Raw genomic sequence first — 14,758 nt, 5'->3', positions numbered from 1 at the left:
GTCTGAGACGGCCCCGTGGGGCACCAAAACCGCTGTGCTACGGTCGTCCGGTGAACACGGTTCGTTGGTATTGGCGCTTTACGCTGGCTCCTGGAGGGGCCGAGCGGGCGTTCGCCTGACCAACCTTCCCCGGAGCCAGCACAGGGCCTTGGACGCAGACCGCGTCCGGGCCCTTCGTCATTCAGACGGGCCGACTCCGGACACAGAGCAGGCCGCACGGCTCCGTCTGAGTCACCTTCAGATCAGGAGCCCTCGCATGACCGCCACGACCTCGACCACCGTCTCTGCCGAGACCGTCGACGAACGTCACCCCGAGACGGTCACCTCCGCCACCGGCGCAGGTGACACCATGGAAGGCGTGACCTCTCACCCCGAGTACGAGCTGCAGGCGCCCACGAGCGACCTGCGCATCCGCGCCCTCGACCCGCTGCCCGCCCCCGTCGACATGCTCGCCGAGCTTCCCCTCGGCACGGCGCGCGGTGACCTGGTCACCCAGTCGCGCCGCGAGATCCGGGACGTCCTGGCGGGGGACGACGACCGTCTGCTCGTGATCGTCGGCCCGTGCTCGGTCCACGACCCCGAGGCGGCCCTCGACTACGCGCACCGCCTCGCGGCCGTGGCCAAGGACCTGTCGGAGGACCTCGCGATCGTCATGCGCGTGTACTTCGAGAAGCCGCGCACGACGGTCGGCTGGAAGGGCCTCATCAACGACCCGGACCTCGACGGCACGCACGACGTCAACCGTGGTCTGCACCTGGCGCGCGAGGTCCTGCTCGGCGTCCTCGACGCGGGTGTCCCCGCGGCGACCGAGTTCCTCGAGCCCACGAGCCCGCAGTACATCGCGGACGCCGTCTCGTGGGGCGCGATCGGCGCGCGCAACGTCGAGAGCCAGGTGCACCGCCAGCTCGCGTCGGGCCTGTCGATGCCCGTCGGCTTCAAGAACGCGACCGACGGCGACATCCAGATCGCGGTCGACGGCTGCATCACCGCGGCGAGCGAGCACACGTTCTTCGGCACGGACGGCGCGGGCCGGGCGGCCGCGGTCGAGACCGCGGGCAACCCGGACTGCCACATCATCCTGCGCGGTGGCCGCAGCGGCCCCAACTACGGGCCCGACGACGTCGCGTCCGCCCTGCGCGTGGCCGCGGCCTCGGGTCTGGGCGGGGCCGTCGAGCACGGCCTGGTGATCGACGCGAGCCACGGCAACTCGGGCAAGGACCACGTGCGTCAGGCCGAGGTCGTGCGCGAGGTCGCGACGCGCATCGCCGAGGGCGAGGCCGGGATCACGGGGCTCATGATGGAGAGCTTCATCGTGGCCGGGGCGCAGGCGCCGGCTCCGCGCGGGCTCGTCTACGGGCAGTCCGTGACGGACAAGTGCATCGACTGGGACACCACGGCCGAGCTGCTCGGCGAGCTGGCCGAGTCGGTGCGGGCACGCCGGGCGCTCTGAGTCCCGGTACTTCTCGGCTCGGCTGACGGCCGCTCTCCCTGCGGGGGAGGGCGGCCGTCGTGCGTGCTGCGGCCGGGCGACCGAGCCCGGGTGCGAGCAGTCGCGCGGGTGCGGGGCGCTGGGCCCGGGCCGCGAGCGGTGGGTGGGCCGGTGCGCGACCGTCCCCGGTCAGGACGCGGCGCGGACCCAGTCGCCGACCACGACGCGAGCGCCCTCGAGGATGTCGACGCCCGAGTCGGCGCCCGGGACGTCCGTCACGCGAAGGCGGGTCACCTCGGCGCCGGGCACGGTCGTGACGAGGACGCTCGTCGTCTGGTCGGGGTCGTTGGCCGTCGACATGGCGCCCCACCGGAGCTGGGACGTCGCGACGCCGCCCGGCGGCACGACGACCCGCACCGGGCTCTGCCCGGGGACCTCCGGTTCGGCCAGGACGTCCGGGACGGTGCCCGAGGCGCGCAGGAAGCTCAGCCCGGGGCGTCCGTCGAGCGAGCACGGGGCGTCGGAGACGTTCTCCGCGGTGACGGTGAGGAAGCGTGACCCGGCGGCGGCGTCGAACCCGGTCACCCCTGCGCGAAGGTCCGGCCCGGTGCAGGGCGGGATCCCGTCGGCGGCTGCGGCCGCGGCGTCGGCCTCGTCTCCCGCGGGGTCCGTGCTCACGAGCTCGCGGTCCGAGACGAACCCGGACTCGGAGGTCTCGCTGCCGTAGACGGTGAAGGCGATCGCGCTGCCCAGGAGGTCTGCCTGGCCCGAGGCGCGCAACCAGTCCGCGACGGGCGTCGGCGGGCCCTCGACGTAGACCGTGAGCAGCGGCACGGGGTTCCCCGTGGGCGACCTGACCTCGTAGACGGCCTGGGTCGTCTCGTCGCGCGACCCGGCCTCGGCGAGGAGCTGGACGGCGGGCAGCGGCGGCGGTACGGGGTCGACGCTCGAGGTGTACATCGCGCCGTAGCCGTCGGTCGAGAGGGAGTTCAGCGGCCGCGCGAGGGTGCCCGCGACCTCGGCCAGCCCGGGGAGGGCGGCGGGCTCACGGCCGGTGACCGCCGCGTTGTCGGCCGTGAGGTGGACCGCGGTCGCTCCCGCGTCGAGGAACGCCACGCCGTCGTGGACCGACCTGTCTCCCGGGCCGGTGGGTTCGAGCCTCATCGTCGCCGCGGTGCCCGGCAGCGTGTCGACCACGGTGAGCGTGGGTGAGCCGCTGAGCCCCGAGGTGGTGAGGACGCCGTAGACGGCGTCGACGGTCGCCTGCGCGTCCTCGGGGGTCCGGAAGCTCTCGAGGTCGACCGTCACCGAGGCGGCGGGTGCCGGGACGTGCTCGGGAAGGCCCTCGAGAAGGTCCTCGTCGAGCACCTCGACCGTCGCGGACTCGACCCCCTCGATCGCCCCGAGGTCGCGCTCGACGTCCTCGCGGATCGTGGCGTCCTGCGACGTGGCCGGGTCGGCAGGGGCCTCGCGCTCGTCCCCCTGCCCGGCCGCCTGGTCGTCTCCGCGTGCGGTCGCCCAGAGCGCGAGCGCGACGAGCGCCACGAAGAGCACGCCCACGACGACGTAGAGGGGATGGAGCCGGGCGGTCTGCGGCGTCTCGGTCACCCCGTGAGGGTAGCGGCAGCCTCCGACCGGCCGGCGACCCATCCGCGACCCCGTCCGCGACGAACCATGGGTGCCTCAGCCGTCGCGGATGCTGTGCACCCGCGGACGTCCCGCCCGTGCGCCGCGGTGGGGAGCCTGGGGCAGACTGGTCGGGTGCCACCCGTGAGGACGAGCGAGCCCGATGCTCTCGATGCCGCGCTCGCCGCGTGCGCCGAGGGTGATCCGGCTGCGTTCGCGCCGGTGTACGACGCCCTGGCGCCGGCCGTGTTCGGCACGGCCCTGGGCGTGCTGCGCGACCACGACCACGCGGCCGAGGTGACCCAGGAGGTGATGATCGAGGTGTGGCAGACGGCGGTGCGTTTCGACGCCTCCCGGGGTTCGGCCCGGACCTGGGTCGTCACGATGGCCCGACGGCGAGCGGTGGACCGGGTGCGGGCCGAGCAGTCCCGCCGGGTCCGGGACCAGAAGGACGTCGACGGCAGGTTCGCCGGGGGAGGCCACGACGTCGTCGCCGAGGAGGTCGAGCAGCTGCTCGAGTCGGCTGCCGTGCGCCGGTGCCTCGGGAGCCTGACCGAGACCCAGCGCGAGTCGGTCGTCCGGGCCTACTTCGGCGGTCTGACGTATCGCGAGGTCGCGCTCGAGCTGGGTGCGGCCGTGCCGACCGTGAAGTCGAGGATCCGTGACGGGCTCGTCCGCCTGCGCGACTGCCTGGGGGTGAACCGTGGTTGACGACACCGGCGACGGCCGCGACACCGGGCGCTCTTCCACGTCGCGTGGTGGCGTGGACGGACCGGTCGCCGACGGAGAAGGTCCGCGCACGGACGACCCGCGCGACCTGCTCGCCGCCTACGCGCTCGACGCGGTCGACGACCTGGACCGCCGCGTGGTCGAACGGCTGCTGGCCTCCGACGCCGACGCGCGCCGCGAGCTCGACGAGCACCACGCGGTGGTCGCGGCGTTCACGGTCGACGCGGACCCACCTGCCTCGCTCCGGGACGCGGTGCTCGGGCGCGTCGCGTCGACGCCGCAGGTCGCGGCCCCCGGGGCAGGCCGCGGAGACGCACGCCCAGGGGGCCCGGCGCGCGCTCCCCGGCGGTGGGTCGTCGTGGCCGCGGTCGCCGCCGCGGTCGCGGCCGTAGCGGTCCCGACGACGCTTGCCGTCCAGGCTCGCCAGGAGCAGGTCCGGCTCCAGACGCAGGCCGACGCGGTCGCCTCGATGCTCGCCGACCCGGCGGCGGAGATCGTCCGGGGCGAGATGGTCGGAGGCGGGGACGCGAGCGCGCTCGTCTCGGGTGACCGGGTGCTGTTCTCCGTCACGGACCTGCCGCAGGCGGGTGCCGCCGAGGACTACCAGCTCTGGCTCGTCGAGGGGGAGGGCATGGTCTCGGCCGGGGTGTTCGACGCCCGGGACGGCTCGGCGGCCCTGCTCGTCGATGCGGCCGGGAGTGCGGGGGTCGCGGTGACGCTCGAGCCCGCCGGGGGATCTCCGCAGCCGACGAGCGACCCCTTGGTGGTCCTCGAGACCTGATGCTCGATCTCGGATATTTCTGAGGCTGAGATCCTGCCTGAATGCCCGCGCTCGGGTAATTCCTTGGTCCGATTCCGGATATATGTCGGGGTTTGTCAAAGTCTGGGTATTGGTGATGCAATACGACACGTTCCCACCCCGTGTCGTGCGTGCGACGTCGCATCTCGGCATCACCCCGGAAGGAATCCACCACCCGTGAAGAAGCTCCTGGCGAGCACGGCAGCCTCGCTGCTCGCCCTCGGCGGACTGGTCGCCACCGCGGCCCCCGCCTCTGCCCACACCCCGCAGGTCTCCGCGACCTGCACGGGCCTCGACCTCTCGCTCAAGGCCTACTCCGCCAAGGACAACACCGTCACCGTGAAGGTCGACGGAAAGGTCGTCAAGGACGAGACGTTCCAGCGCTCGTACTCGACCTCCTACGCGTTCCCCGACTCGTCGGTCGCCCACTCGTGGGAGATCGTCGTGCGTGCCTCGGACGGCAAGAAGTACGACTTCGCGCAGCAGGGAAAGACCACGCCGTGCGTCTCCGCACCCACGTCGGGCAACGAGGTGGGCATCTACGTCTACAAGAAGAACGACCCCGCGAAGCCTGCCGCATGGGAGAACTCCGGACCCCAGACGCTCGTCGACCACAAGCCGGGGACCGAGTGGTACACCACCTTCCCGTCCGACCTCCCGCGGGAGGTCTGCGGGGACGGGTGGGCGGTCCAGCAGGACAGGATCCGTCAGGACGGGACGTTCGTCTGGCCCGAGACCATCACTCCGCCGAAGTCCGCGCTGGGCGGGGTCCTGACCGGCTCCAAGCACCACGACCTCGACGACCTCGTCGAGGTCCCGGAGTGCGCCGAGGAGACCGTGCCCCCGGCCGAGCCGGAGACGCCTGTCGCGCCGGAGCCCGAGGAGCCGTCCCTGACGTTCGTGCCCCCGGTCGCACCGACGATCCTCGAGGTCTGCGGCACCGACGACGAGCGCTTCGTCCTGCCCGAGAGCACCGAGCAGATCAGCTACGCGCGGACCGACGGCGCGATCGTCGCGCACGCCGGGGACGGCGTCGCTCTGGGTGAGTCCGCGGGGTACGTGCTCGCCAAGGACGGCAGGAGCGCGTCGTTCCTGATCGACCCGGAGCTCGGCGCGCAGGAGTGCGTCCTGACGCCCGGTGAGATTGGCGCGGTCTGCGAGGCCGACACGCCCTACCTCGGCTACGAGGTCTTCCTGCCGGAGGGGTACGAGGCCGACAGCGACCGCCCCCTGAGCATCACGTTCCTGAACCCCGGCGAGGGTGAGGACTACACGGTCGAGGGGCTGCCTCTCGACGGCAGGATCCTGTGGCCGGGTGCCTCCGCGGACGAGCCCCGTGCCTGGCCCGGCTGGGAGCGTCAGTCCGACGGCACCTACGTCGAGACCGACGGCAACTTCGCGTGGACGCGCTCGGACGTCGAGGTCCTGTTCCAGGTCAACCCCGACTACTCCACGACGGTCCGCTACCCGGAGGGCACGGCGTCGTGCGCCAACCCGCCGGTCGCTGCGGCACCCGGTCCCGTGAGCGCCGAGGCGCCGAGCGGTCCGTCGCTCGCCGCGACGGGAGCCACGGCCGGAGCAGCCGGGTTCCTCGCGCTCCTGCTCGTCGGTGGCGGCGCTGCGCTCGTGTGGGCGCGTCGCAGGGCGAACGGCTGACCGCTGACGCGCTGAACCGCAGCACGACCGTCCGCCCCTGAGGGCCGGGCGCACGAGAGGAGCCGGTCGCTCGGGGCATCCCGTCCGGAGCGACCGGCTCCTCGTCCGTGTCCCCGTGCATCTCCTGGTGGGCCGGCCGCCGCGGCACGGGGACAACCGCGACGGTCGGCGTCGGGGGGTCACATGGTCGGCATGAGGACCGTGTCGATCAGGTAGACCGTGGCGTTCTGGGTCATGACACCGCCGCAGATCACCGAGGCGTCGTCGACCTTGAGGTCGTCGCCCGAGCCCGTGACGGTCACGGTCCCGCCCTCGACGGTCTCGTGCTCGCCGACGACCTGGTCCGGGGTCAGCTGTCCGGGGACCACGTGGTAGGTGAGGATCTTGGTCAGCGTGTCGGAGTCGGTCTTGAGGCTCTCGATGGTCGCCGGGTCGATCTTGGCGAAGGCGTCGTCGACGGGCGCGAACACCGTGAACTCGCCGCCGTTGAGGGTGTCGACCAGGTTCACGTCGGGGTTGAGCTGCCCGCTCACCGCGGCCGTGAGGGTCGTGAGCAGCGGGTTGTTGGACGCCGCGACCGCGACGGGGTCGGTCGACATGCCCGTGACGGAGCCCGCGCCGTCGGGGACCTGCTCGGCGTAGGCGGCACAGCCGGGGCCGACGAGGTTGGCTGCCGGGTCGACCTCGGGGGTCATGGCGTCCTCGGACATGTCGTCGCCGGGCGTCGTCGTCTCGGCCGCGCTCGACGTGTCGTCGCTGCCCGAGCCGGTGTCGGAGCTGCAGGCCGACAGGCCAAGGATCGCCAGGGTCGCTGCACCGACCACGGCGTACGAGGTACGGGTTCGAACGTTCATCGGTCTCTCCTCGTTGTCGTCGCCCCGTCAGGTGCGGGGCGTCTCGGAGGAGGTTCGGAGCCGGTTCCCGGTCGGATGGGTCGGAACTCCGGCGCGGTGTGCGCAGGGGCACGACGTCCCGCCCACCCATCCGTGCGGGCCGCTGCGCCGAACCCCGGCCATGGAAACCCTCGTGCTCATCGGCCTGATCGGTGGCCTCATCACCGGCATCTCGCCGTGCATCCTCCCGATGCTCCCCGTGATCTTCTTCGCCGGCGGTGTGCAGGGGGCCCGCGAGGGCGCGGCCGCACCCGCTGTGCCCACCGTGCCCGACGACGGAGCCACCACCGCGGTCCGGTCACCCTCGGCGGAGGCCACGCCCAGCGCCCCGACCGCCGCGCTCTTCGCCGGCGCTCCGGGCGCAGTGACGGTGGGGGCGCGCGGACAGGTGGTCACGGCCGTCCGTCCGCCTGCCTCCCGGGCACCGGGTGCGCCGTCGAACCCGGCCACGGCGGACGTCTCCCCGCCGGCGGACGGCGAGCGGCGCCGTCGGGCCGGGGGCGGCGCGGACGCCCAGGGCGCCGCGGGCCGGGGCGCTCGTCGCTCGTGGCGCCCGTACCTCGTGATCGCGGGCCTCGTCGTGAGCTTCAGCGTGTTCACCCTGCTCGGCTCGCTGCTCCTCGGGGCGCTCGGCCTGCCGCAGGACCTCCTGCGCTGGGTGGGGCTGACGCTGCTCGCGGTGATCGGCGTGGGCATGATCGTGCCGCGGTTCGAGGAGGTGCTCGAACGACCGTTCCAGAGGATCGCGGCGCTCGGTGCGCGACGAGGGACGCGCAGCCAGGACCGCGGGGCGTTCGTGATGGGCCTGGGCCTCGGAGTCCTGTACGTCCCGTGCGCGGGACCGGTCCTCGCGGCCATCACGGTCGCGGGCGCGACAGGGAACATCGGACCGGAGACGGTCGCCCTCACGGTGTCGTTCGCGGTGGGTGCCGCGCTCCCGCTGCTGGTCTTCGCGCTCGCGGGACGTCGGGTGGCCGAGCGGGTCAAGGCGTTCCAGCGTCACACGCGCGGGATCCGCGTGGCGGGCGGCGTGGTCATGATCGCGCTCGCCGTCGGGCTCGCGTTCAACCTGCCCGCCTACCTCCAGCGCGCGCTGCCCGACTACACGGGCAGCCTCCAGGAGCGCGTCGACGCGTCCGGGACGGTGCGCGAGGCGCTCGACCTCGGCGGGATCGTCACGGACGAGAACCGTGGGCTGTCGAGCTGCTCGAACGGTGCGCCCGAGCTCGAGGACTGCGGCCCGGCCCCCGCGCTGCGCGGGATCGACACGTGGTTCAACACCCCCGGCGACCAGCCGCTCGTGCTCGACGACCTGCGGGGCAAGGTCGTCCTCGTCGACTTCTGGGCCTACTCCTGCATCAACTGCCAGCGCGCGATCCCGCACGTCGACGCCTGGTACGAGCAGTACAAGGACGTGGGCGAGGGGTTCGAGGTCATCGGGGTGCACACGCCGGAGTTCGCGTTCGAGCGCGAGACGCGCAACGTCGTCGCGGGGGCCGACGACCTGGGCGTGACCTACCCGGTCGCGCAGGACAACTCCTACGCGACCTGGACCGCGTACCGCAACCGCTACTGGCCCGCGCAGTACCTGGTCGACGCCGACGGGACCGTGCGGCACATCCGGTTCGGCGAGGGCGGGTACGAGGACACCGAGGCGCTGATTCGCGAGCTGCTCGCGGACGCGAACCCGGGCGTGCGCCTGCCGGGCGCGACCTCGGTCGAGGACGGGACTCCTGACGGGGCGACGACCCCCGAGACCTACCTCTCGGTCGGCAAGGTCGGCAACTACGCGGGAGAGCCGCGCTACGCCGCGGGGGAGCAGGCCTTCACGCTCGCCCAGGACCAGGCACCCGACACGTTCTCGCTGGGCGGCACGTGGGCCGTCGACTTCCAAGGAGCGACCGCGGTGTCCGACGGGGCCCGCGTGCGGCTGGCCTACCGGGGCACCGACGTCTTCACCGTCCTGGGCGGCGAGGGCACGGTCGTGGCGACGGTCCGCGACGCGGACGGGAAGGTCGTCGAGCGGCGGGACGTCGAGGTCACGGGGAACCCGACGCTCTACCCGGTGATCGAGGGGGACGCGCCGAGCGAGGGGGCGGTCGAGCTCGAGGTCCCGGCGGGCATGCAGGTCTTCACGTTCACGTTCGGGTAGGGGCGGCGTCGGGCCTGAGACCACCTGGTCCACCTGCCGACCCTCCGGGGGTGCATAGATGGAACGGGCGGATCATCGAAGGGTGCTGACCCTCACCGAGAACCTGTCCGAGCAGTCCCGTGCAGCTCGCACCAAGGTCGAGGGAACCCGGCACCCCTGGCGCTACCTGGTGGCAGCGATGCTCGCGGGGGCCTACATCGGCGTGGGCGTGGTCCTCATGGTCGCCACGGCCGGGCCGTTCCTCGCCGCCGGGGCGCCGGCCGAGCGCCTCGTGGCCGGCGGCGTCTTCTCGGTCGCGCTGACCCTGGTCGTGTTCGCGGGGGCCGAGCTCAGCACGTCGGCCATGATGATCCTGACCCAGGGAGCGGTGACGCGGACGATCCCGGTGCGCTCCGCCGTCGGGACGTTGCTGTTCTGCTTCGGCGGGAACCTGCTCGGGTCCATGCTGTTCGGTTGGATGGTCGTGCAGTCGGGAGTCCTGCACACCAACGCGGCCGCGGGCGAGATGATCGCGTCGATGCTCGCGGGCAAGGCCCACGAGACCGGCGGGCAGCTCTTCTTCCGGGGCGTGCTGTGCAACGTCCTGGTGTGCGCCGCGATCTGGGCGTGCGGTCGGCTCCGGTCGGAGGCCGGCAAGGCCATCGTCATCTTCTGGGCGATCTTCGCGTTCATCTCCTCGGGGTTCGAGCACGTGGTCGCCAACATGACGACGTTCAGCATCGGTCTCTTCAGCCCCGAGATGATGACGACGTGGGGACAGTTCGGACGGAACCTCCTGTTCGTCGGGCTCGGCAACCTGGTCGGGGGAGCGGTCGTGGTGGGCCTCGGGTACGCGGCCGTGGCCGGACGCCGGCAGCCCGCGGCGCCGGACGCCGGTGCGGTCTCGGGCCCGCTCCACGGGGTGGACGAGGCCGTGGAGGGTGGGCCTGCCCTGGCGCTCGACCCGTCGGCTCGTCTCACGGACCGGACGTATCGCGAGGTCTAGTTGCCCCGGGATTCCGGGGATCGCGCCTCCGTGATCACGGAGAAGATGCGCAGATGGGGAGAATCCGGTATCGGATGCTTCGCGACGTGTCGGAATTCACTGCAGGACGTGGCATGATCCCCGGTCATGGGCATCAGGACGGTCTCGGATCTCACGCAGGTCGACGATCCTGCGTGGCCCACGCTCGCGCGGATGTTCCAGCGGCCCGGGGTCGAGGTCCTCGCGCCGCCCGAGTGGGCGCCCGAGGTCCTGTACCGACTCCAGATCACGACGCGCTCGACGCTCGGCGCGCTGGCGCTCTACACCGGCGGCGTCCTGGTGGACCACGGGTGGCTCCGGCTCCTCGGCGGAGGTGGGTACGGGCTCCCCGACCTCGCCACGATCAACGGCCTGGGCGCCCCGGAGGAGGGGGCGGTCGCGCCCCAGAAGCTCGTCGTCGCGTTCGACGTCCTGGGCGGGACGTTCGCGGTCAACGGCGGCGGCCTGCCCGGCCCGCTCGGGGACGTGCACTACTTCGCGCCTGACACCCTCGAGTGGCACTGCCTGGGGTTCGGCCAGGGAGCGTTCACCGAGTGGGCGGTCAGCGGTGGGCTCGCCGAGTACGTGGCCGACCTGCGCTGGCCCGGGTGGGAGCTCGACATCGAGGACCTGCCACCGGGCACGGGGCTGAGCGTCTACCCGCCCCTGTGGTCCGGGGCGGTCTCGGGGCACCAGGTCGAGCGGCACGCCGTGGTGCTCGAGGGGCTCGCGGTGTGGCACCAGGAGATGGCCGATCGCATGTCCCCGCTGGGTGACGGCCTCCTGGGCGGTGACCCGCCCTCCGAGGGGTGCTAGGCCGCCGGCGGAGGTCCGGCCCACCGAGAGAGAAGTCCCTGGGTAACCTCTACGGCCAAGTTGTATACAAGTACGCAGAGCCTGTGGCACGATGGCCGCATGACCAGCGCCCCGACGACGTCGTCCCCGTCGCGCGACGAGCCCCTCGCCGCCGTCCGCCGCCAGTCGGGTGCCCGCGCCGTCTACGACCTCTTGCGGCAGCGCATCATCGACGGCTCGCTCGCGGCCGACGAACGGCTCACCGAGCCCGTCCTCTCGGCCCGGCTCGGCGTCAGCCGCACGCCCGTCCGCGAGGCCCTGCGCCTCCTCCAGGCCGAGGCCCTCGTCGTCGAGCAGCCCACCGGGGGAGTGCGTGTCGCGCCGCTCGCGGTCACCGACCTCCACCGCGTCTACGACGTCCGTGCTCGTCTCGAGGGCCTGCTCGCCCGGGACGCGTGCGAGCGGGCACGGCCTGCCGACGTCCAGCAGCTCGCTCGCCTCGTGTCGCTCATGGACGCCGTGCGCGACCACGAGGACGAGGTGCTGCGCATCGGCGCCCAGTTCCACGGCCAGATCGAGGCCCTGGCCGACAACCGCTGGTGCTCGGAGCTGCTGCGCCAGATCCGCGGGCACGTCGACCGCTACCGCTCGCTGTCCGCCCGCGAACGCGTCGGGACGACCGACCACGTGGACGAGCACCGCGAGGTCGCCCGCGCCATTGCGAGCGGAGACCCGGACGCGGCCGAGCGCGCCATGCGCGAGCACATCGAGCGCAGCGCGGCGATGGCGGCCAAGGCGCTCGGGGAGCCGCCACCCCCGCCGCCCGGCTGACGGCGCGCGCCGCACCCGGCCCCCGCCGACCGCCACCGGACCCCTCGGCCCGTGCGGCGCCGCCGGGCAGGCAGGGCCCCGCGCACCGCGGCAAGAGCCGCCCCTCGCCGACGTACGAACGCACCCGACGAAACCGACGCACCCGACCACCGGAGGCACCGATGCCCACGACCCACCACCTGCGGACGCACCGGTCCGCGGAGAACCTCGCCCGCACCGACCAGCTCGCGTGGAAGCTCGCCGAGCTCGCGACCGACCCGGTCGAGGTGCCGGCCGAGGTCGTCGAGATGATCGTCAACCGCGTGATCGACAACGCGGCCGTCGCGGCCGCGAGCCTCACGCGCGCGCCCGCCGTCGCAGCCCGCGGTCAGGCCCTGGCGCACCCGTACGAGCCCGGTGCGACGGTCTTCGGGACCCCGCTCGTGACGCGCACGAGCCCCGAGTGGGCAGCCTGGGCCAACGGCGTCGCGGTCCGCGAGCTCGACTACCACGACACGTTCCTCGCGGCCGAGTACTCGCACCCGGGTGACAACATCCCGCCGATCCTCGCGGTCGCCCAGCACGCCGGCCGCGACGGCGCGGCGCTCGTGCGCGGCATCGCGACGGGCTACGAGATCCAGGTGGACCTGGTGCGAGCCATCAGCCTGCACGCCCACAAGATCGACCACGTCGCGCACCTGGGCCCGTCGGCAGCGGCCGGGATCGGGACCCTGCTCGGGCTCGACACGACGACGATCTTCCAGGCGATCGGGCAGGCGTTGCACACCACGACCGCGACGCGGCAGTCCCGCAAGGGGCAGATCTCGACGTGGAAGGCGTACGCCCCGGCCCTCGCGGGCAAGGTCGCGGTCGAGGCCGTGGACCGCGCCATGCGCGGGCAGACCTCGCCCGAGCCCGTCTACGAGGGCGAGGACGGCGTGATCGCGTGGCTGCTCGACGGCCCGGAGGGGCGCTACGACGTCGTGCTCCCGTCGCCCGGTGAGCCCAAGACCGCGATCCTCGACACGTACACCAAGGAGCACTCGGCGGAGTACCAGTCGCAGGCGCTCATCGACCTGGCGCGCGCGCTGCACGCCGAGCACCCGTGGCTCGCGGACCCGGACAACATCGCGAGCATCGTGATCCACACGAGCCACCACACGCACCACGTGATCGGCTCGGGCGCGAACGACCCGCAGAAGTACGACCCGGCCGCATCGCGCGAGACGCTCGACCACTCCATCCCGTACATCTTCGCGGTCGCGCTCCAGGACGGCGGGTGGCACCACGTCGACTCCTACACGCCCGAGCGCGCCGGTCGCGCCGACACGGTCGCGCTGTGGGGCAAGGTCACGACGGCCGAGGACCCCGAGTGGACGCGCCGCTACCACTCGGTCGACCCCGCGGAGAAGGCGTTCGGCGGTCGCGTCGAGATCGAGCTGGCCGACGGCGGGCGCATCGTCCGCGAGATCGCGGTCGCCGACGCGCACCCGCTCGGCGCACGCCCGTTCGCCCGCGCGCAGTACGTCGCCAAGTTCCGGCTCCTCGCGGACGGTGTGCTCGAGCCCGCAGAGATCGAGCGCTTCCTCGACCTCGCGCAGCGTCTCCCGTCGCTCACGCCCGCCGAGGTGCGCGAGCTCTCGCTCGTCGCGCGGCCGGGTCTGCTGGACACGGTCCCGGTGCCCACGGGCATCTTCGAGCTGGGGCGCCCCGCCCAGGGCGCGGCAGGGAGCGAGCCCGACGCCGGCGCGCACCCGGGGGCGACCGGCGCCTCGGGCGCAGGCAGCGCGGGCGGCGAACCGGCCGGGACCGGGCCGGGGGACGGCCCGGCCGCCTGGACCATGCGCGACGCGACCGACGACGTGCCCGGCTCGGCCGATGCTGCCGGCACCGATGGGCCCGGCGCCCCGGGCGCTCCCGCCGACCCGACCCCCGCAGGAGGCAACTGATGCTGTACTCGCACGTGACGCCGTCGGACAAGCGGGCCGCGCTGCGCGCCCGGCTCGCGGCCGGTGAGCTGCTCCAGCTCCCCGGTGCGTTCAACCCGCTCTCGGCGCGCCTCATCGAGGACAAGGGCTTCGACGGGGTGTACGTCTCGGGGGCCGTCATCTCGGCGGACCTGGGCCTGCCGGACATCGGCCTCACGACCCTCACCGAGGTCGCGACCCGTGCAGGGCAGATCGCGCGCATGACGAACCTTCCCGCGATCGTCGACGCCGACACGGGCTTCGGCGAACCCATGAACGTCGCGCGCACCATCCAGACGCTCGAGGACGCGGGCGTCGCGGGCTGCCACATCGAGGACCAGGTCAACCCCAAGCGGTGCGGGCACCTCGACGGCAAGGCGACCGTCGACCTCGAGACCGCCACGAAGCGGATCCGTGCCGCGGTCGACGCCCGGCGCGACCCGAACTTCCTCGTCATGGCGCGCACCGACGTGCGCGCGTCCGACGGGTTGGCGGTCGCGATCGACCGGGCCAAGGCGCTGGTCGACGCCGGAGCGGACGCGATCTTCCCCGAGGCCATGCGCGACCTCGCGGAGTTCGAGGCCGTGGCCTCCGCGGTCGACGTGCCCGTGCTGGCCAACATGACCGAGTTCGGCAAGTCCGAGCTGTTCACGCGGGACCAGCTCGCGGCCGTCGGTGTGCAGATCGTCATCTATCCCGTGACGCTCCTGCGTAGCGCGATGGGGGCCGCGGAGCGCACGCTGGACGTGATCCGGGAGACCGGGACGCAGGACGGGGTGGTCGGCGAGATGCAGACGCGTGCACGGCTGTACGAGCTGGTGGACTACGCCGGCTACAACCACTTCGACACCGAGATCTTCACGTACCGGCCGTAGGGCGGCCGGTCGTCGGAGCCGGCG

11 protein-coding genes and 1 pseudogene are annotated in these 14,758 nt (G+C 73.0%); 10 read left to right on the top strand and 2 right to left on the bottom strand.

Annotation, left to right across the window (positions count from 1 at the left end):
* Positions 1 to 349: 349 nt before the first annotated feature.
* A complete protein-coding gene (locus tag ACFWFR_RS10745; protein ID WP_377622948.1) occupies positions 350 to 1,450 on the top strand; it encodes a 3-deoxy-7-phosphoheptulonate synthase in 1,101 nt (366 codons plus the stop codon).
* A 168-nt stretch (positions 1,451 to 1,618) separates the two neighbouring features.
* Here ACFWFR_RS10745 and ACFWFR_RS10740 read toward each other — a convergent pair whose 3' ends face one another.
* Positions 1,619 to 3,037 (bottom strand): DUF4232 domain-containing protein, encoded by a 1,419-nt coding sequence (locus tag ACFWFR_RS10740; RefSeq protein ID WP_377622947.1) that lies wholly within the window; start codon positions 3,035 to 3,037, stop codon positions 1,619 to 1,621.
* Positions 3,038 to 3,190: 153 nt separating this feature from the next.
* Between ACFWFR_RS10740 and sigK the strand changes: the two genes are divergently transcribed.
* The 3 genes from sigK to ACFWFR_RS10725 all read left to right on the top strand — a co-directional run bounded on the left by sigK (position 3,191) and on the right by ACFWFR_RS10725 (position 6,239).
* Entirely contained in the window at positions 3,191 to 3,766 is a 576-nt protein-coding gene (gene sigK, locus ACFWFR_RS10735) for an ECF RNA polymerase sigma factor SigK (RefSeq protein WP_318244431.1), read from the top strand.
* Positions 3,767 to 3,818: 52 nt separating this feature from the next.
* Positions 3,819 to 4,565: an anti-sigma factor domain-containing protein gene (locus ACFWFR_RS10730; RefSeq protein ID WP_377622946.1), complete on the top strand. Its 747-nt coding sequence runs from the start codon at positions 3,819 to 3,821 to the stop codon at positions 4,563 to 4,565.
* A gap of 195 nt (positions 4,566 to 4,760) precedes the next feature.
* The gene (locus ACFWFR_RS10725; RefSeq protein WP_377622945.1) at positions 4,761 to 6,239 is read left to right on the top strand and encodes a hypothetical protein; all 1,479 of its coding nucleotides are present in this window, start codon (positions 4,761 to 4,763) and stop codon (positions 6,237 to 6,239) included.
* A gap of 179 nt (positions 6,240 to 6,418) precedes the next feature.
* Here the strand turns inward: ACFWFR_RS10725 and ACFWFR_RS10720 are convergent, their stop codons facing one another.
* Entirely contained in the window at positions 6,419 to 7,093 is a 675-nt protein-coding gene (locus ACFWFR_RS10720) for a fasciclin domain-containing protein (RefSeq protein ID WP_377615136.1), read from the bottom strand.
* A gap of 160 nt (positions 7,094 to 7,253) precedes the next feature.
* Here ACFWFR_RS10720 and ACFWFR_RS10715 point away from each other — a divergent pair, with 160 nt between their 5' ends.
* The 6 genes and pseudogenes from ACFWFR_RS10715 to prpB all read left to right on the top strand — a co-directional run bounded on the left by ACFWFR_RS10715 (position 7,254) and on the right by prpB (position 14,734).
* On the top strand, positions 7,254 to 9,284 hold the full coding sequence (locus ACFWFR_RS10715; protein WP_377622944.1) for a cytochrome c biogenesis protein CcdA: 2,031 nt from the start codon (positions 7,254 to 7,256) through the stop codon (positions 9,282 to 9,284).
* An 82-nt stretch (positions 9,285 to 9,366) separates the two neighbouring features.
* Positions 9,367 to 10,269, top strand: coding sequence for a formate/nitrite transporter family protein (locus tag ACFWFR_RS10710; RefSeq protein WP_191802193.1), 903 nt, complete (start codon positions 9,367 to 9,369; stop codon positions 10,267 to 10,269).
* A 126-nt stretch (positions 10,270 to 10,395) separates the two neighbouring features.
* Positions 10,396 to 11,103, top strand: coding sequence for a DUF2625 family protein (locus ACFWFR_RS10705; RefSeq protein ID WP_191802191.1), 708 nt, complete (start codon positions 10,396 to 10,398; stop codon positions 11,101 to 11,103).
* Between the two features lie 99 nt (positions 11,104 to 11,202).
* Positions 11,203 to 11,913 (top strand): GntR family transcriptional regulator, encoded by a 711-nt coding sequence (locus ACFWFR_RS10700; RefSeq protein WP_191802189.1) that lies wholly within the window; start codon positions 11,203 to 11,205, stop codon positions 11,911 to 11,913.
* Between the two features lie 161 nt (positions 11,914 to 12,074).
* Positions 12,075 to 13,589 (top strand): annotated as a pseudogene (locus ACFWFR_RS10695) (MmgE/PrpD family protein); the annotation flags it as partial.
* 251 nt (positions 13,590 to 13,840) lie between these two features.
* The gene (prpB, locus tag ACFWFR_RS10690) at positions 13,841 to 14,734 is read left to right on the top strand and encodes a methylisocitrate lyase (RefSeq protein WP_377615133.1); all 894 of its coding nucleotides are present in this window, start codon (positions 13,841 to 13,843) and stop codon (positions 14,732 to 14,734) included.
* The last annotated feature ends 24 nt before the right edge of the window (positions 14,735 to 14,758 follow it).

It is taken from the genome of Oerskovia sp. NPDC060287 (assembly GCF_042726775.1).
GTDB lineage: Bacteria > Actinomycetota > Actinomycetes > Actinomycetales > Cellulomonadaceae > Oerskovia > Oerskovia merdavium.
This window is presented reverse-complemented; position numbering and strand designations above follow the sequence as displayed.